13 protein-coding genes are annotated in these 17,383 nt (G+C 67.4%); 11 read left to right on the top strand and 2 right to left on the bottom strand.

What is annotated here, in order from left to right; genetic code table 11:
* The first annotated feature begins 88 nt into the window (after positions 1-88).
* A complete protein-coding gene (locus BI347_RS00500) occupies positions 89-2,815 on the top strand; it encodes a DEAD/DEAH box helicase (RefSeq protein WP_071115077.1) in 2,727 nt (908 codons plus the stop codon).
* Here the strand turns inward: BI347_RS00500 and BI347_RS00495 are convergent.
* Positions 2,789-3,709, bottom strand: a complete 921-nt coding sequence (locus BI347_RS00495) for a DMT family transporter (RefSeq protein ID WP_071115076.1) — start codon at positions 3,707-3,709, stop codon at positions 2,789-2,791. The genes BI347_RS00500 and BI347_RS00495 overlap by 27 nt on opposite strands.
* A 94-nt stretch (positions 3,710-3,803) precedes the next feature.
* On the opposite strand from BI347_RS00495, the gene BI347_RS00490 reads away from it, so the two are divergent.
* The 5 genes from BI347_RS00490 to BI347_RS00470 all read left to right on the top strand — a co-directional run bounded on the left by BI347_RS00490 (position 3,804) and on the right by BI347_RS00470 (position 9,875).
* Entirely contained in the window at positions 3,804-4,715 is a 912-nt protein-coding gene (locus BI347_RS00490) for a LysR family transcriptional regulator (RefSeq protein WP_071115075.1), read from the top strand.
* Positions 4,716-4,838: 123 nt separating this feature from the next.
* Positions 4,839-5,663, top strand: coding sequence for a S1/P1 nuclease (locus tag BI347_RS00485; RefSeq protein WP_071111730.1), 825 nt, complete (start codon positions 4,839-4,841; stop codon positions 5,661-5,663).
* Between the two features lie 107 nt (positions 5,664-5,770).
* Positions 5,771-6,412 carry a pyridoxamine 5'-phosphate oxidase gene (pdxH, locus tag BI347_RS00480; protein WP_071111731.1) on the top strand — a complete coding sequence of 214 codons (642 nt, stop codon included), beginning with the start codon at positions 5,771-5,773 and terminating at the stop codon, positions 6,410-6,412.
* Between the two features lie 630 nt (positions 6,413-7,042).
* Complete coding sequence (locus tag BI347_RS00475) at positions 7,043-8,515, top strand: M4 family metallopeptidase (protein ID WP_071111732.1); 1,473 nt, start codon at positions 7,043-7,045, stop codon at positions 8,513-8,515.
* Positions 8,516-8,609: 94 nt separating this feature from the next.
* Positions 8,610-9,875 carry a M28 family metallopeptidase gene (locus BI347_RS00470; RefSeq protein WP_071111733.1) on the top strand — a complete coding sequence of 422 codons (1,266 nt, stop codon included), beginning with the start codon at positions 8,610-8,612 and terminating at the stop codon, positions 9,873-9,875.
* Between the two features lie 94 nt (positions 9,876-9,969).
* On the opposite strand, the gene ppc is transcribed toward BI347_RS00470, so the two are convergent.
* Positions 9,970-12,666 carry a phosphoenolpyruvate carboxylase gene (ppc, locus tag BI347_RS00465; protein ID WP_071115074.1) on the bottom strand — a complete coding sequence of 899 codons (2,697 nt, stop codon included), beginning with the start codon at positions 12,664-12,666 and terminating at the stop codon, positions 9,970-9,972.
* 235 nt (positions 12,667-12,901) lie between these two features.
* On the opposite strand from ppc, the gene hemC reads away from it, so the two are divergent.
* The 5 genes from hemC to BI347_RS00440 are packed head-to-tail and all read left to right on the top strand — an operon-like array spanning position 12,902 to position 17,367.
* Complete coding sequence (gene hemC / locus BI347_RS00460; protein WP_071111735.1) at positions 12,902-13,831, top strand: hydroxymethylbilane synthase; 930 nt, start codon at positions 12,902-12,904, stop codon at positions 13,829-13,831.
* A 31-nt stretch (positions 13,832-13,862) separates the two neighbouring features.
* Entirely contained in the window at positions 13,863-14,393 is a 531-nt protein-coding gene (locus BI347_RS00455) for a DUF1697 domain-containing protein (protein ID WP_071115073.1), read from the top strand.
* A complete protein-coding gene (locus BI347_RS00450; RefSeq protein ID WP_083338605.1) occupies positions 14,390-15,121 on the top strand; it encodes a uroporphyrinogen-III synthase in 732 nt (243 codons plus the stop codon). Before BI347_RS00455 ends, BI347_RS00450 begins: the two co-directional genes overlap by 4 nt.
* On the top strand, positions 15,118-16,155 hold the full coding sequence (locus BI347_RS00445) for a uroporphyrinogen-III C-methyltransferase (protein WP_071115072.1): 1,038 nt from the start codon (positions 15,118-15,120) through the stop codon (positions 16,153-16,155). The genes BI347_RS00450 and BI347_RS00445 overlap by 4 nt, the downstream gene beginning before the upstream one ends.
* Before the next feature lie 3 nt (positions 16,156-16,158).
* Entirely contained in the window at positions 16,159-17,367 is a 1,209-nt protein-coding gene (locus BI347_RS00440) for a heme biosynthesis protein HemY (protein WP_071115071.1), read from the top strand.
* The last annotated feature ends 16 nt before the right edge of the window (positions 17,368-17,383 follow it).

The following is a 17,383-nucleotide window of genomic DNA, read 5'->3' as shown; positions in this document are numbered from 1 at the left end:
GGCAGCCCAGGCTGCCGTTTTTGATTGCGCTTTGCAGCGCGCGCCGAATCCGGCAACATCGGCCCGATTTCCCGTTCTGCGATGACTCATGACCGAAGCGCAACCTTCCATTCGCCTGATCTGGCGCCTGCGCCTCGCCGACTCCGGCGTCCAGCTGCGGCCGCTGCTGCAAACCGCCGCCGCCGATGGCTGGGGGCGCGGCCGCGCCTGCGCGCTGGCCACCCTGCTGCAAAGGGAAAGCGAGGCGCTGCGCCCGCACGACCTGCCCTTGCTGCGCCTGCTGCTGGCGCAGCTGGACCAGCATGACGGCGACGCCGGCCTGCTGGACGCCACCGCCGCATTGCCGATGCTGATCGGCCACCCGCTGGTGTTCGACGCCGAACAACCGGCGCGGCGCATTCATGTGGAAAGCGGCCAGCCGGCGCTGGAGATGGAGCGGGCGGGGGCCGAGCTGCGGCTGCGGCTGACTCCCGCCGGCCTGGCCAATTGCGGCGGCGTGCTGTGGCAGCGCCCGGCGCCGGAGCGGCTGCTGGTGCACGAGCTGACGGCCGAGCTGTCGGCGCTGGCCGATCTGGTCGGCCACGGCCTGAGGGTGCCGTGGCAGGCGCGCCATCGGGTGCTGGAGGCTATCCGCGACGTCGCGCCCGGCCTGCCGCTGCTGGACGCCAGTCCGGCTTTCGACCCCGCCCTGCCCAGCAGCCCGGCCGACCCGGCGCTGTACGCGCTGCTGACCCGGCAGCAGGAAGGCTTGCGGCTGCAGTTGAAGGTGAGGCCGCATCCGGCCGCGGCCTGGAGCGCCCCCGGCCGCGGCGCCGAGGGCCTGGTGCTGGAGCTGGACGGCGAATACCGGCAGTTGCGGCGCGATCTCGCCGACGAGCGCCGCCGCCTGCGCGCGCTGCGCGAGTCTTGCCCGGCCATTGCCAGCGGCCAGCGCGACGGCGACGGCTGGCTGTTCGCCGGGCAGCAGTCGGCGCTGGCGATGCTGGCGCAGCTGCAGGCCCAGGGCGAAGGCGTCGTGCATTGCCTGTGGCCGCAGGGCGACAAGATCAGGTTGGCGGCGGGCGCCGGCCTGCCGCAGTTGCGCCTGAAGGTGAAGAAGCGCGGCGGCTGGCTGCAGGCCGACGGCGAGCTGGAGCTGGACGACGGCCGCATCGTGTCGCTGCGCCATCTGCTGGCGGCGCTGGCCGGCCAGCGCGGCAACTATCTCAAGCTGTCCGATGGCGATTGGCTGGCGCTGTCCGGCAGCCTGCGCGACCGCCTGGGCGAACTGTCGCGGCTGGTGGACCACGCCGGTCCGGATGGCCTGGCGATCAGCCCGCTGGCCGCGCCGCGGCTGCTGGAACTGGGCGAGGAAGCCGGCGAATTCGGCGGCGACGAGGACTGGCGCCGGCAGGCGGCGCGCTGGCGGACGGCGGCCGATTTCCAGCCGCAGGTGCCGCCCACGCTGCAGGCCAGCCTGCGGCCATACCAGCTGCAGGGCTTCGCCTGGATGGCGCGGCTGTCGCATTGGGGACTGGGGGCTTGCCTCGCCGACGACATGGGCCTGGGCAAAACGGTGCAGACGCTGGCGCTGCTGCTCACCCGCGCCCATTTGGGGCCGCAGCTGGCGGTGGCTCCCACCTCGGTGGCGCTGAACTGGCTGGCCGAGGCCGCCCGCTTCGCGCCGTCGCTGCGCTTGCGCCCCTATCAGCAGAACCGCCGGCTGGACGATGTCGGTCCCGGCGACCTGGTGGTGGCCAGCTATGGCCTGCTGCAGCGCCAGGCCGACGCGTTCTGCGGGGTGCATTGGGCGACGGCGGTGCTGGACGAGGCGCAGGCGATCAAGAATCCGACCAGCCAGCGCGCCCAGGTGGCGCAGAGTCTGCGCGCCGATTTCCGTCTGGCCGCCAGCGGCACGCCGGTGGAAAACCATTTGGGCGAGCTGTGGAGCCTGTTCCGCTTCGTCGCGCCCGGCCTGTTGGGCAACCTGGCGCAGTTCGAGCAGCGCTACGCTCAGCCGATAGCCGATGGCGACGACGATGCCCGCCGGCAGTTGAAGACGCTGATCCAGCCCTACCTGCTGCGCCGCACCAAGCGCGAAGTGCTGACCGAGCTGCCGCCCAAGACCGAAATCGTCCGCCTGGTAGAGTTGTCCGACCAAGAGCGCCACGTTTACGAGGCGATGCGCCAGCAGGCGCTGCAGAAGCTGGCCGAGGCCGACCCGGCCGCCGGCGGCCAGGCGATGCAGGTGCTGGCTGAACTGACCCGGCTGCGCCGCTTCTGCTGTCATCCGCAGCTGACGCAGCCGGACAGCGCGCTGCCGGCCAGCAAGCTGGCGGCTTTCGCCGCAATCTGCGAGGAGCTGCTGGACAACGGCCACAAGGCGCTGGTGTTCAGCCAGTTTGTCGACCACCTGGCCATCGTCGCCCGCCATCTGGACGGCCTGGGCGTGCATTACCATTACCTGGATGGATCGACGCCTATCAAGCAGCGCAAGGCCAGCATGGAAGCGTTCCAGGCTGGCGACGGCGAGCTGTTCCTGATCAGCCTGAAGGCCGGCGGCACCGGCCTCAACCTCACCGCCGCCGATTACGTCATCCACCTGGACCCGTGGTGGAATCCGGCGGTGGAGGACCAGGCCTCCGACCGCGCCTACCGCATGGGCCAGCAGCGCCCGGTGACGGTGTACCGGCTGGTGGCGGCCGGCACCATAGAGGAAAAGATCGTCGCGCTGCACGCGGAAAAGCGCGCGCTGGCCGACAGCCTGCTCGCCGGCGCCGACATCAGCGCCAGGCTGGACGGCGAGGCGTTATTGGCCTTGCTGCGCAGCGCCTAGCCGGCAGGCCTGGGGCGGCGTGGCCCGGGTTTCCCGAGCCGCCAGCCAGGCGCCCAGGCTGACCAGCGCCAGTCCGGCCTCCAGGTAGCCGGTCAAGGGCTCGTTCAGCAGGGGCGCCGCCAGCACGCCTGCCAGGATCGGAATCAGCGCGAACAGTGCCCCCACCCGTACCGCGCCCAGGCTGGCGATGGCCCGCAGGTAGAGCAGCATCGCCAGGATGGCGGCGGCCACGCCTTGGTACAGCGCCTGGAAGGCCAGCATGCCCCAAGACGCCGCCGCCAGATGTTTGGGCAGCAGCAGCAGGTAAAGCGGCAGATAGAGCAGCGCGCCCATGATGGTGATGGCGCGCGTCAGCGGCCACGCCTGGTAGCCCCAGCGCCGCGCCAGCACGCCGAAGGCCGCCCAACATAAGGAAGCCGCCAGCAGCAGCAGATCGCCCAGCCAGGCTTGGCCGCCCGACTCTCCGTCCAGCATCGGGACGGCGCTGATGGCCAGACCCAATGCGATCAGGCCATAGCCTGGCAACTTGCGGTGTTGCAGCGCCTCGCCGGCTAGCAGCCAGGCGAATAGCGCCACCAGGAAGGGCTGCAGTCCCGGCAGCAGCAGGCCGCCGTGCGCGGCCGGCGCAAATTTGAAGCCGCTGTAGGCGAAGACGCTGACGCCCAGGCCGCCCAGCAGGGTGAGCAGCCACAGTCTGGCGTCGCGGATCGCGCCGTGCGGCAGGCCGCCGCAGGCCAGCAGGATCAGCGCGGCGGTGCCGACCCGCAGGGCCAGGATGTCGGTGCCGGCCAACACGCTTTTGCCGCCCAGACGGGAGACGATATTGAAGCCGGTCCAGATGGCGACGGCGCCGGCGGCGGCCAGATAACCCTGGCGGGATGAGAGTGCGGGCATCGGAAGCTCCTTGAGTGGGATGCTTGATGGTAGATCCGCAAAATATTCATTAAAAATGAATTATTATGATAAAAATAATCTTCAGGAGAGAATGATGGATCTGGATGAACTGCGCATCTTCCAGGCCGTGCTGCAGGAGGGCGGCATCACCCGTGCCGCGCAGCGGCTGAACCGGGTGCAATCCAACGTCACCACCCGCTTGCGTCAGTTGGAGGACAAACTGGGCGTGGAGCTGTTTCTGCGCGAGGGCAGGCGCCTGCTGCCCACCGACGCCGCCCATCGGCTGGGAGGCTACGCCGAGCGCCTGCTGGCGCTGGCCGAGGAGGCGCGCCAGGCGATGCTGGACCAGACGCCGCGCGGCCAATTGCGCCTGGGCGCGATGGAAAGCACCGCCGCCGCGCGGCTGGCTCCGCTGTTGGCCGACTACCATCACCGCTATCCGGAAGTGCGCCTGGAGCTGCAGGCCGGGGAGTCGCGCGCGCTGATCCATGCGGTGCTGGACGGCAAACTGGATGCGGCGCTGGTAAGCGGGCCGGCCGACGACGACAGGCTGGAGCAGACCGTGGTGTTCGAGGAAGAAATCGTGCTGGTGGCGGCGGCCGGCTTGCGGCAGTTGTCGCTGCATTTTCTCGCCGACTCCACCCTGTTGACTTTCGGCAGCGGCTGCGCCTACCGCCAGCGGCTGGAATACTGGCTGCGGCAGCAGGGCGTGCAGCCGCGGCGCATTGTGGAGCTGACCTCCTACCATGCGATGCTCAGTTGCGTCGCCAGCGGCATGGGCCTGGCGATGGTGCCGCGCAGCCTGCTGGACAGCATGCCGCTGGTGGCCGGGCAGGTGTCGGTGCATGGGCTGCCTGCCGACCTGGCGCGCGCGCTGACCGTGCTGATCCGCCGCCGCCAGTGGCGTCAGCCGGCGCTGGACGCGCTGCGGCGGATGCTGCTGGAAAAATACCAATCGGCCAGCGGCGGCGAAGAATCGATATTGATTTCAAATGGTTTTCAATGAGAAGTTATTGATCAGTATTATCTTTATATTAAAGCATTTATCTGTTTTTCATATTCATCCCGTATGATGCGCGTCGCTGCGACAAGTCAGCCATAGAACAACAGAAATCATCCGGGAGAAAACATGAAGAAGATCGTTGCATTGCTGCTGGCCGCGGGCTGCGCCGCCAACAGCGCCCAGGCGCTGGCCTGGGGCCAGGAAGGCCACCGCATCACCGGCTACATCGCCCAGCAGCTGCTGAGCGCGCAAGCCAGGACGGCGGTGAACCAGCTGATCCCGAACGCCGATTTCGCCCAGTTGGCGCTGTACATGGACCAGCACAAGCAAGAGCTGAAACAGACGCTGCCCGGCTCCGACCAGTGGCATTACAACGATGAGCCGGTGTGCTCCGGTGTGACCGAGGACGAGTGCCCGGACGGCAACTGCGCGGCCAACCAGATCGAGCGCTACCGCCAGGTGTTGGCCGACAAGTCCGCCGCCAAGGCCGATCGCGCCCAGGCGCTGACTTTCCTGATCCACATGGTGGGCGACATCCACCAGCCCTTGCACGCGGCCGACAACCTAGACCGCGGCGGCAACGATTTCAAGGTGCAGCTGCCCGGCAGCCGCAAGGTCGGCAATCTGCACTCGGTATGGGATACCGCCCTGGTGCAGCAGCAGCTTGCCGGCGCCAGCGAACAGAGCTGGGCCGGCCAGGACCTGCAGCGCTACCGGCGCGATGTCGCCGGCTGGCAGCGCGGCAGCGTGATGGACTGGGTGCATGAATCCAACCAGTACGCCAGGAGCGAAGTCTACGGCCCGCTGGCCGGCTTTGCCTGCGGCAGCTCTCCGGCCACCCCGGTCTACCTGGACAACACCTATCTGCGCGCCGGCGGACTGCTGGTGGAGCAGCAACTGGCCAAAGCCGGCGCCCGCATCGCCGCGGTGATCAACCAGGCGCTGAACTGAGCTCGGGTCCGGCCAGCCCCGCTGGCAGGCGGGATGGCCGGGCCATCTGACGCGGCGCATTTCCGCGACGGCCGGGATACACTAAGATGACCGGCTCAGGAGGAAATATGTCGCTCAATCTCGCCGATGTCCGATTGGAATACTCGAAGAAAGAATTGTCGCCGGAGGACTGCCTGCCGGATGCGGTGGCGCAGTTTGAAGTGTGGCTGAACGAAGCGCTGACCGCCCAGGTGCCGGAACCGACCGCGATGAACGTGGCCTCGGTCGGCGCCGACGGCCGGCCCGCCTCGCGCATCGTGCTGCTCAAGGGGGTGGAGGACGGCCAGCTGCTGTTCTACACCAACTATCTCAGCCGCAAGGGGCAGCAGCTGGACCACAATCCCCATGTGGCGCTGACCTTCTTCTGGCCGGAACTGGAGCGCCAGGTCCGGGTGGAGGGTAAGGTGGCCAGGGTGGCGCCTGAAGTTTCGGACGCCTACTTCGCCAGCAGGCCCTATACCAGCCGCCTGGGCGCCTGGGCCAGCGAGCAGAGCAGCGAAATCTCTTCCAAGGCGGTGCTGGTCACCCGCGCGGCGATGTTCGGCGCGCGCCATCCCATCAATGTGCCGCGTCCGCCGCACTGGGGAGGCTATGCGGTGGCGCCCGACCGGGTGGAATTCTGGCAGGGCCGCCCCAGCCGCCTGCATGACCGCGTGGTGTATATCCTGCAGTTGGATGGCGGCTGGCAGCGCTCCCGTCTCGCCCCGTGACCTCCCCATCCGGGCCGGTTTTGCCGGCCCGTGTCTGTCGAAAAATGATCATTCCAGCCGGTCAAAAAATACTATTGTCATATTTTTACAACAAATTCGCGTAAATAAAAACAATCGCGAAATATATCGTTAATTTACGTTTCCAAGGGACTGTCGCCGGAACACAAAAAACCAGATACCGCAATTGATCCAGCCTCATCAGGCGCTCATACCTTATCTGCAACTGCCAGAAAGTACAGATGAATATGCGCAAGAAAATTCCAATACATAATTTATGCACTTGGGATTGAATGGGTCAGGACACTGTCACCACCGTCCATCCAGTTTGCGACTACCTGGCAGGGGGTCGCGGCGGATCCCTCCCGGGTGCTAGCCGCAGACGCGCCTCGGAATCCGTTTTCAGGGTGGCGAATGATGGCGCCCGGCAATGCGCACGGCTCCCGCGAGAGGCGCCGGCGGACAGTACATCGCCCGGGCGGCATCGGTTCTCCCTTCAAAACCGCCGGACTACCGGCGGCATGACGACAGCCCGTCCAGGGACCGCGCTACGGCTCCGTTGTCGCTGGCCATCAGCTGGCGACGTTGCGCAGGACGCATCCCGTCCTGCCTTGCCTACATTTGGAGTCCGTGATGAGAAAACAGCAATTGATGTTGCGTGGTCTGGTATTGTCCGCCCTGGCGGTGCTCAGCTCGGCGGCGCTGGCGGCCGAGCGTATCGACCTGGAAAAACTGGGCAAGGCCCAGGCCAACAGCGCTTCGGCTTTCGCCGGCGTCGATCAGGCCGACCTGAAGCCGCTGCGCAGCACCCAATTCGCCACCGGCAAAGTGGTTACCCGCTTCCAGCAGTACTACCAGGGCGTGCCGGTATGGGGCGAGGCCGTGGTTGAGGAAAAACAGGCCGGCGCCGTCGCCAAGACTGTCGGCAAGCTGTCCGGCCACTACATCGCCGGCATCCAGTCGGACCTGGCGTCCTCCAAGCCCACTCTCAGCGTCGCCCAGGCGCTGTCGCAGGCCAAATCGCTGAAAGCCAACGGCAACCCCACCTACAACGAGAAGGCCGACCTGGTGGTGCGCCTGAACGAGCGCAACACCGCCCAGCTGGTCTACCTGGTGTCCTTCGTGGTCGACGGCAAGGAGCCGAGCCGCCCGCACCTGATCATCGACGCCAACAGCGGGCAGGTGCTGAAACAATGGGAAGGCCTGAACCACGCCGAAGCCAACGGCCCCGGCGGCAATGCCAAGACCGGCAAATACCTGTACGGCACCGACTACGGTCCGCTGATCGTCACCAGCGACTGCAAGATGGACAGCGGCAACGTCGCCACCGTCAACCTCAACGGCGGCACCAGCGGCACCACGCCGTACAAGTTCGCTTGCCCGACCAATACCTACAAGGCCATCAACGGCGCCTATTCGCCGCTTAACGATGCCCACTATTTCGGCAACGTGGTGTTCAACCTGTACAAGGACTGGTTCAATCTGAAGCCGATCAATCAGAAGCTGCTGATGAAGGTGCACTACAGCCGCAACTACGAGAACGCCTTCTGGGACGGCACCGCGATGACTTTCGGCGACGGCGCCAGCACCTTCTACCCGCTGGTCTCGCTGGATGTGTCCGCGCATGAAGTCAGCCACGGCTTCACCGAGCAGAACTCCGGCCTGGTCTACGACGGCCAGTCCGGCGGCATCAACGAGGCATTCTCCGACATGGCAGGCGAAGCCGCTGAGTACTACATGAAGGGCAAGAACGACTTCCTGGTGGGCGCGGAAATCTTCAAGAAGACCGGCGCGCTGCGCTACTTCGCCGACCCGACCAAGGACGGCCAATCGATCGGCAACGCCAAGGACTACTACAACGGCCTGGATGTGCACTATTCCAGCGGGGTATACAACAAGGCGTTCTACCTGATCGCCACCAGCCCGGGCTGGAACACCCGCAAGGCGTTTGAAGTGTTCGTCGACGCCAACCGCCTGTACTGGACCGCCAACGCCACCTACAACAGCGCCGCTTGCGGCGTGGTCAAGGCGGCCGGCGATCGCGGCTACAGCAGCGCCGATGTCACCAAGGCCTTCTCCGCCGTCGGCGTGACTTGCCAGCAGTAATAAGCCGCCGCCAGGACCGCGGTCCCGTCCGGGGCCGCATCTGACAGCAGTGCCGGCGCCGGGAGGCGCCGGCCTCCGCTCGGGAGCACCATACATGTTGAAACTGCGTCAAACCATACTGCTGGCCATGCTGAGCCTGGCCGGCACCGCTCAGGCCGCGCAACCGGTCTGGATTTCGCTGGGAGAACAAGGCTACCAGCTGCTGCGCAAGCTCGATGCCGGCATCAAGAGCCAGGAGAGCCGCAAGCTGGCGCCCAATAGCGCGCTGGCCAAGGGCGAGGCCGACGAGACCGTGCATCTGGTGGCCGTGGACGAAGCGCTGCTGCCGCGCCTGTCCGACGCCATCCATGAAAACCTGCGCCACTGCGGCGGCTTCATCGTCCACCCCAGCCTGCAGGAAGCGCGCGCTTCGCTGAGGGGGCCCGCCGCCGCGCTGGCCACGCTGGCGCCCAGCTATGCGATAGACAACCAGGCGACGGTGAACAAGCTGTTGCCGCAGCTGCAGGACAGCAACATCCTCGGCACCATCCAGTCGCTGTCCGGCTACCAGAACCGTTTCTACACCACCAGCCACGGCGTCAATGCCTCCAACTGGATCGCCAGCCAGTGGAAGCAGCTCGCCGGCAGCCGCAGCGATGTCACGGTGGAGCAGTTCAGCCACGCCAGCTGGCCGCAGAAATCGGTGATTCTCACCATCAAGGGCACGGACAACGCCGCCGAAACCCTGGTATTGGGCGGCCATCTGGACTCTACGGTAGGCAATGGCACCGGCGAAAACAGCCGCGCCCCCGGCGCCGACGACGACGCTTCCGGCGTGGCCAGCCTGACCGAGGTGGCGCGCGTGCTGCTGGCCAGCAATTACCAGCCGCGCCGCACCATCAAGTTCATGGCCTACGCGGCGGAGGAGGTGGGCCTGCGCGGCTCGTCCGACATCGCCAAGCGCTTCAAGCAGCAGCAGGTCAAGGTGGTGGGCGCGCTGCAACTGGACATGACCAACTATCAGGGCGACGCGCAGGACATCTTTCTGTTCACCGATTACACCAACGCGGCGCAGAATACCTTCCTCGCCAATCTGGCCAAGGCCTATCTGCCCAACCTGAAAGTCGGCTACAGCCAGTGCGGCTACGCTTGCTCCGACCACGCTTCGTGGCACGCGCAGGGCTACCCGGCGTCCTTCCCGTTCGAGTCCAGCTTCGACAAGTCCAACCCTTATATCCACAGCAGTAGCGACACCCTGGCCAGCTCCGGCAACCAGGCGCGCCATGCGCTGAAGTTCTCGCAGCTGGCGCTGGCCTACGCGGTGGAGCTGGGCAGCGACGGCCCAGCCGCCAAGGCAAGCAAGGTGGCCGAGCTGCGCTGAGCGCTCTCCGTCCAGGCGTCCGCCTGCCATGGGGCTGGCGCCATGGATTCTGCCGCGGTTACGGCTTCGCGCCGGGCCGCGGATTTTTTTACGTTCAGCCGGTATTGCGCAGGCCGGCCGAGGTGCCGTTGATGGTCAGGTGGATGGCGTGCAGCGTGTCTTCATCTTCGGGCTCGGCGCGCAGCTTGGCCAGCAGGTCGATCTGCAGCAGGCCCAGCGCGTCCAGGTAGGGCAGCCGGGTTTCCAGGCTGCGGCGCAGCGTCGGGTTGCCCTCCAGCAATGCGTTTTGGCCGCTGATGGCGAAGAAGGCGTCGTGGGTCTTCTGCCATTCCGCCTCTATCATGCCGAACAGCCGCGCCGCCAGTTCGCGGTCGGCCACCAGGCCGGCGAAACGGCGGGCGATGCCCAGGTCGGCCTTGGCCAGCACCTGTTCCATATTGGACAGCATCACCTGGAAGAACGGCGAATGGCGGTATAGGCCCTGCAGCCGCGCCAGACCGGCGTCGCCGTGCTTCTGCACATAGGCGGCCACCGCCGAACCGACGCCGAACCAGCCCGGCAGCATCAGCCGCGACTGCGACCAGGAAAACACCCAGGGAATGGCGCGCAGGTCGGTGATGGCGGACAGGCTCTTGCGCGAGGCCGGGCGGCTGCCGATATTGAGCTTGGCGATCGCCGTCACCGGCGTCGCCTCCAGGAAGTACTGCATGAAGCCCGGCGTTTCCACCAGCGCGCGGTAGGCGGCGAAAGCGGTGCAGGACAGCTCCTCGAATGGCTGGATGTCGGTCTCGCCGCCCGGCGCATGGCCGAGGCTGGCCTCCAGCGTGGCGGCCACCAATGCTTCCAGATTGCGGCCGGCGATGGCCGGATCGGAATATTTGGCGGTGATCACCTCGCCTTGCTCGGTGATGCGGATGCGGCCGGCCACGCTGCCGGCCGGCTGGGCGACGATGGCCTCGTAGGATGGCCCGCCGCCGCGGCCCACCGAGCCGCCGCGGCCGTGGAACAGTTGCAGCCGCGCGCCGGCCTCGTCAAAACACTTCACCAGCCGGGTTTCGGCCTGGTACAGCTGCCACTGGCTGGTCAGGTAGCCGCCATCCTTATTGCTGTCAGAATAGCCCAGCATCACCTCCTGCACCCGCGCGCGGCTGTCCAGCAACTGCCGGTACCAGGGCAGGGCGAACAGCGCCGCCATCACCGCGCTGCTGTTTTCCAGGTCGGCGATGGTTTCGAACAGCGGCACCAGGTTGACGCTGGCGCGCGGCGCGCCGTTTTCCTGCCGGATCAGCCCGGCCTCCTTGCACAGCAGCGCCAGCGCCAGGATGTCGCTGACGCTGGCGCAGTTGGAGATGATGCACTGGCCGATGGCGTCGACGCCGAACTCGCGCTGGATCGCCGCCGCTTCGCGGAAGATGGCCAGCTCCTTGGCGATTTCGGCGCTGTAGCGCAGATAGGGCGAATACAACAGCCGCGGCGTGGCCAGCTCGCGGGTGAGCACCCGCACCCGCGCCGCCTCGTCCAGCGCCCGGTATTCCTCCAGGCCGGCGGCGCTGAACAGCTCGGCCACCGCGCCCTCGTGCACCGCCGCGTGCTGGCGCAGGTCCAGCGGCATCAGGAAGAAGCCGAACACATCGACGGCGCGGATCAGGCTGGCCAGGCGGCCTTCGGCCAGTAGCGCGCTGCCGTGCGCGTGCAGCGAGTCGGACAGAGCCGCCAGATCGGCCGCCAGCGCGTGGTGGTTGTCATAAGGCTGGCGTTCGTCCCAGCGGCAGTTCAGCTCGACGCCGCGCTGCTGGGCGCTGGCGCGCAGTCTGCCCTGCATCGTCGCCAGCGCGCGGCGGTACGGCTCTTCGCTGCGGCTGACCGCGCCGTCCGGCGAGTCCGCCGCCAGCTCCAGCACCGTCGGACTGGCGCTCACCAGCCGCGACGACAGCGACAGCTCGCGATACAGGCTCTGCAATTCGCGCAGATAGTGTTCGAACGCCTGCTGCGCCTGGCGCGTCACCGCCTGGCGCAGCAGGCCGGCGTCGACATTGGGATTGCCGTCGCGGTCGCCGCCTATCCAGCTGCCGACGCGGATGAAGGACGGCAGGCAGGGCACCTCGCCCCACAGCTGGCCGATTGCGCGCTCCAGCCGCTGGTACAGCGCCGGCAGCGCCTCAAAGAAGGCCAGCGGGTGGTAGGCGACGCCGTTGGTGATCTCGTCGCGCACCGTCATCTTGAAATGGCGGATTTCCGAGGTCTGCCACAGGCCAAGGATCACCCGCTTGAGTTTGGCCTCAAGCTCCTCGCGCTCTTCAGGAGTCAGATCGGCGGCGTTGAGTTGGGACAGGAAGCGCCGCACCGCGCGATGACCGTCCAGCACGCTCTGCCGCTGCACTTCGGTGGGGTGGGCGGTGAGGATGGCGCCGACCTGGGCGTGGCTGAGCAGCTGATGCAGGCTGTGGAAGCTGACGCCGTCCTGGCGCAGCTTGTGCAGCGCGCGGGCCAGGCTGCCTTGCTGCGGTAGCGAGCCCGCCAGCTGGTGGGCGCGGCGGCGGCGGTTGTGGTGCAGATCCTCGGCGATGTTGAACAGCTGCGCGTACAGGCCGCAGGCGCGCAGCAGCGAGGCGGCGGCTTCAGGTGCCAGCTGCGGCAGCGGGTGGCTGCGCTCATCGCCGCGGCGCTGGGCGATGGCCTGCACCGCGCCGTACACCACCGGGCCTTCCTGTTCGTTCACCACTTCGGCCAGCAGCCGGTCCAGGCAGGCCAGATCCGCCCGCAGCGGCAGGTCCTTGTCTTGTTCGCTCATGTTTCATCCCTGTTTTCGACTGGTCATCAATCGGCACTGCGCCAATGCCGATTCATCACCTGTCATAATCGAATGGCCATCATAAGCAGCTTGCGCGCCGTAGTGGGGAGACTACGGCAATTTCCGGCTATCGGCCTTGATCTTGCTGCGTCGCAGCAACATGTCGGCCAAGTCCATGCTGGCGGCGTGGTAGAATCGTCGCCTGACTTCACCCCTTCCGATGGGACCCGGTTTCATGGACAAGATCGTCATCGCCAGCCGCGAAAGCCGGCTGGCCATGTGGCAGGCCGAACACATCCAGGCCCGCCTGCAAGCGCTGTATCCGCAACTCGCGGTGGAAATCCTCGGCATGACCACCCAAGGCGACCAGATCCTCGACCAGACGCTGTCCAAGATCGGCGGCAAGGGCCTGTTCGTCAAGGAACTGGAGGTGGCGCTGGCCGAGGGCCGCGCCGATCTGGCGGTGCATTCGCTCAAAGACGTGCCGATGACGCTGCCGGACGGCTTCGCGCTGGCGGCGGTGTGCGAGCGCGAAGACCCGCGCGACGCTTTCGTATCCAACCGTTTCCAGTGCCTGGCCGAACTGCCGGCTGGCAGCGTGGTGGGCACTTCCAGCCTGCGGCGCGAGGCGCAGCTGCGCGCCCGCTTCCCGCAGCTGGTGGTGAAGCCGCTGCGCGGCAATGTGCAGACCCGGCTGAAGAAGCTGGACGACGGCGAATTCGACGCTGTCATCCTGGCCGCCGCTGGCCTCAAGCGCCTGGGCCTGGCGGAACGGATCAAGAGCGAACTGGCGCCGTCGGAAAGCCTGCCGGCCGCCGGACAGGGCGCGCTAGGCATCGAAATCCGCGAGGGCCGCGCCGATCTAGTGGCATTGCTCGCGCCGCTCAACCACGCCGAAACCCGCGCCTGTACCATGGCCGAACGCGCGCTGGCCAAGGAGTTGGGCGGCAGCTGCCAGGTGCCGCTGGGCGCCTTCGCCACCTTGAGCGAAGGCACGCTGACGCTGGGCGGCCTGGTGGCGCATCCGGACGGCTCGGTGGTGCTGACCGCCAGCGCCAGCGCGCCGGCCGACTACGCCGAGGCGCTGGGCCGCGCGGTGGCGAAGAAGCTGATCGACGACGGCGCCCGCCCGCTGATAGACGCGGTGCTGGCCGAACCGCGCTGAGGACAGGACCATTCAATAAAGGGAGGCTGGCATGGAGCACTGCATCGCACTGATACGCGGCATCAATGTCGGCAAGGCCAAGCGCATCGCGATGGCCGATCTGCGCCAGCTGGCGGCGGAACTGGGCGGCCAGGACGCGGTTACCGTGCTCAACAGCGGCAATCTGCTGTGCCGCTATACATCGGCGGCCGCGCTGGCCGCCGATCTGGAAGCCGGCATCGCCGCCCGCTTCGGTTTTTCCGCCCGGGTGATCACGCTGGGCGCCGACGCCCTGCCGGCCATCATCGCGGGAAATCCGCTGCGCGACATCGCCAGCAACCCTTCCCGTCTGCTGGTGGCGTTCAGCGCCGCGCCAGCGGCGTTGCAGGCCTGCCACGATCTGACCGAGCGGCAGACCGGCACCGAGCGCCTGGCGCTGGGCAGCCACGCCGCCTATTTCTGGAGCGCCGACAGCATTCTGGACAGCAAGCTGCTGCAGGCTTTCAACCAGAGGACGGGCGACAGCGTCACCACCCGCAATTGGGCCACGGTGCTGAAACTGCAACAGGCGCTGGCGCGGTGACGCGCGTCATGGTGGCCCGTCCGCCGGTCCAGGCCGCCGGCTTGCTGTCGCAGTTGCGGGCCGAAGGCTGGCAGGCGGAGCATCTGCCGCTGCTGGAGATCATGCCGCAGCCGGCGGCGCTGGCCGCCCTGCCATGGCAGGCGCAGCAGGCGGACACGCTGTTCTGGGTCAGCCCCAGCGCCATCGATACCGGCTGGCCGGCCTTGTCGGGCCAAAGCCTGGCCGGCAAGCGCCTGGCTTGCGTCGGCGCGTCCAGCGCGCGCCGCCTGCAAGCGCTTGCCGGGCAGCCGGTGCTGCATCCGCGCGACGGCAGCGACAGCGAAGCCCTGCTGGCGTTGCCGGAGCTGTCCGAGGTGCGGGGCCAGAACTGGCTGATCGTGCGCGGCGCCGGCGGCCGGGGGCTGTTGGCCGACACGCTGAGCGAGCGCGGCGCGCAGGTAGCGTTGGCCGAGGTCTACCGCCGCGTAGACGGCGCGCCCGACTGGCACGCCTTCGACGCCGCGCCGCCGGATGCCATCGTCCTCACCTCAGGCGAAATGGTAGAGCAATTGTTCCGACTGGCTGGCCCGAGTCGGGCGGGGACGCTACAATGCCTGCTATATTGCGTGCCGCATCCGCGCATCGCCGAGCGCTTGGCCGCGTTCGGCGCGACACGCATCGTGACAACCCGAGCCGACGATGCCGCACTGGTCGCCGGCCTCAAAGAATGGTTCCGTCGTCACCCATGAGCGAATCCCAGATCAACGAAGCCGTCCAGGCTCCGCCGCGCCCTGCCCGCAAACGCCCCAGCCTGGCCCTGTGGCTGGCCGTCGCCGCGCTGGGCGTGGCAAGCTGGCAGTTCTACACCACCCAGCAGCAGCTGGACTCGATGCGCCAAGAGCTGGCGCGCCGGCTGGCGGAAGGCAGCGGCGCCGGCAAGGAGCAGCGCGCCATCGCCGAGCAGGCGATGCTGGCCGCGCGCGCCACCGACGGCAAGCTGGCGCTGGTGGAGGCCCGCGTCAACGAGGCCGCCGGCCAGTACGCCACCCTCAACGGCATGTACCAGGAACTGACCAAGAACCGCACCGACTGGCTGCTGTCCGAGATCGAGCACACGCTGGCCATCGCCAGCCAGCAGCTGCAGCTGGCCGGCAATGTCGGCGCCGCGGTGTCGGCGCTGGAGATGGTCGACGCCCGGCTGGCCAAGTTCGACCGCCCGCAGCTGATAGGCGTGAAGAAGGCGGTGGCCACCGATCTGGAAAAACTGAAGGCGCTGCCGTATCTGGACAGCGTCGGCCTCACCGTCAAGATCGACCGGCTGATGCTGGGCGTCGACTCGCTGCCGCTGGTGGTGGATGCCCACCGGCTGGGCGGCGTCCACGCCGCCCAGCCGGCGGCGCTGCCGGCCGGCGTGCCGTGGTGGGAGCGCCTTTCCGCCGAGATCAGCGCCAGCTTGGGCGAGCTGATCCATATCCGCCGCATGGACAAGCCCGAGGCGCTGCTGTTGTCGCCCGAGCAGGCTTTCTTCCTGCGGGAAAACCTGAAGATGCGCCTGCTGGACGCCCGCTTGGCGCTGATGCAGCGCGACGGCAAGACCTACGCCGCCGACGTCGCCGCCGCGCGCGGCTACGTGCAGCGCTATTTCGACCGCGACGCCGCCGCCACCACCCAGTGGCTGGCGACGCTATCCGAACTGGAAGGCGCGCCGCTCGACATCAGCCTGCCCGACATGGCCGCCAGCCTGAAGGCGGTGCGCGATGCCCAAGGCAACAGCGGAGAGTAAACGGTGAAATTCGCATTGTGGATTACCGGCCTGTTCGCGCTGGCCGTGCTGGTGGGGCTGGCCTCCACCCTGAATACCGGCTACGCCATCCTGTTTTTGCCGCCGTACCGGATGGAGGTGTCGTTCAACCTGATGATCGTGCTGGTGATCGCGCTGATCGTCGTCACCCACCTGACCCTGCGTCTGATCGCGCTGGCCACCGATCTGCCGCGCCAGGTGCAGCGCTTCCAGCGCCAGAAGAAGCTGAAGGCCGCGCGCCACGCGCTGCGCGAGGCCGGCATCGCCTTCTTCGAGGGCCGCTTCCAGAAGGCCGAGCGCGAAGCCGCCAAGTCGCTGGGCGATGAATACGCGCCGGAAAACCGCGCGCTGGCGCTGCTGATCGCCGCCCGCTCCGCCGGCGCGGCAGGCGCCGGCTCCAAGCGCGACGAATATCTCGTCCAGCTGGACCAATTGCCGGAGCGGCTGCAGCTGGCGCGCCATATGCTGGACGCCGAGCTGCGGCTGGAGGACAAGGACGCGCTGGGCGCGCTGGCGGCGATCGAGCGCGCGCGCGCCTTGTCGCCCAACCTCACCAACGCGCTCAAGCTGGAGTTGAAGGTCCGCTTGCTGCAAAGACAGCCGGAGGCCATCCTCGGCCTGACCGAGAAACTGCTGAAGGCTGACGCGGTGGAGCCGGAACAGGCGCGCCGCTACCGGCTGGCCGCCTATCAGCAACAGCTGGCGGGCATGCTGGGCGAGCGCGAAGTGCGCGACTGGCTGCGCCGCATACCGGAAGCCGAACGCGGCAACCCGCAATTGCTGCAGCAGGTGGTCAAGCATCTGATCAAGCTGCAGCAGTACGACTACGCCGCCACGCTGTTGGCCGGCGCGCTGGCCAGCGACGAGATGGAATTGCCTGAGCTGGCGCGCGAGCTGGGCCAGCTGGCCAACCACTTGAGCGTGGAAAAGCGGCTGGAGCTGCTGAAGAACGCCGAAGGCTGGCTGAAGCAGCGGCCGCGCGACCACTGGCTGCTGCTGGCATTGGGCCGCCTGGCACAGGCGCAGCAACTGTGGGGCAAGGCGCAGAACTATCTGGAGGCCAGCGTCTCGATCCAGCCGACCTTGTGCGCGCACGCCGAACTGGCGCGGCTGTTCGAGGCCACCGGCAAGGAGCAGCAGTCGCAGCAGCATTACCAGAAGAGCCTGGAAATGGCGTTGAACCAGGGTTGTTGAGCCGCGCCGGCTTCGG

This window comes from Chromobacterium sphagni, from assembly GCF_001855575.1.
GTDB lineage: Bacteria > Pseudomonadota > Gammaproteobacteria > Burkholderiales > Chromobacteriaceae > Chromobacterium > Chromobacterium sphagni.
This window is presented reverse-complemented; position numbering and strand designations above follow the sequence as displayed.

Bases quoted from the DNA above. Each gene is read 5' to 3' on its own strand.
- ppc (WP_071115074.1), bottom strand. From the start codon at position 12,666: ATGAGCGAACAAGACAAGGACCTGCCGCTGCGGGCGGATCTGGCCTGC.
- BI347_RS00475 (WP_071111732.1), top strand. From the start codon at position 7,043: ATGAGAAAACAGCAATTGATGTTGCGTGGTCTGGTATTGTCCGCCCTG.
- pdxH (WP_071111731.1), top strand. From the start codon at position 5,771: ATGTCGCTCAATCTCGCCGATGTCCGATTGGAATACTCGAAGAAAGAA.
- BI347_RS00500 (WP_071115077.1), top strand. From the start codon at position 89: ATGACCGAAGCGCAACCTTCCATTCGCCTGATCTGGCGCCTGCGCCTC.
- BI347_RS00455 (WP_071115073.1), top strand. From the start codon at position 13,863: ATGGAGCACTGCATCGCACTGATACGCGGCATCAATGTCGGCAAGGCC.
- BI347_RS00490 (WP_071115075.1), top strand. From the start codon at position 3,804: ATGGATCTGGATGAACTGCGCATCTTCCAGGCCGTGCTGCAGGAGGGC.
- BI347_RS00445 (WP_071115072.1), top strand. From the start codon at position 15,118: ATGAGCGAATCCCAGATCAACGAAGCCGTCCAGGCTCCGCCGCGCCCT.
- BI347_RS00470 (WP_071111733.1), top strand. From the start codon at position 8,610: ATGTTGAAACTGCGTCAAACCATACTGCTGGCCATGCTGAGCCTGGCC.
- hemC (WP_071111735.1), top strand. From the start codon at position 12,902: ATGGACAAGATCGTCATCGCCAGCCGCGAAAGCCGGCTGGCCATGTGG.
- BI347_RS00485 (WP_071111730.1), top strand. From the start codon at position 4,839: ATGAAGAAGATCGTTGCATTGCTGCTGGCCGCGGGCTGCGCCGCCAAC.
- BI347_RS00495 (WP_071115076.1), bottom strand. From the start codon at position 3,709: ATGCCCGCACTCTCATCCCGCCAGGGTTATCTGGCCGCCGCCGGCGCC.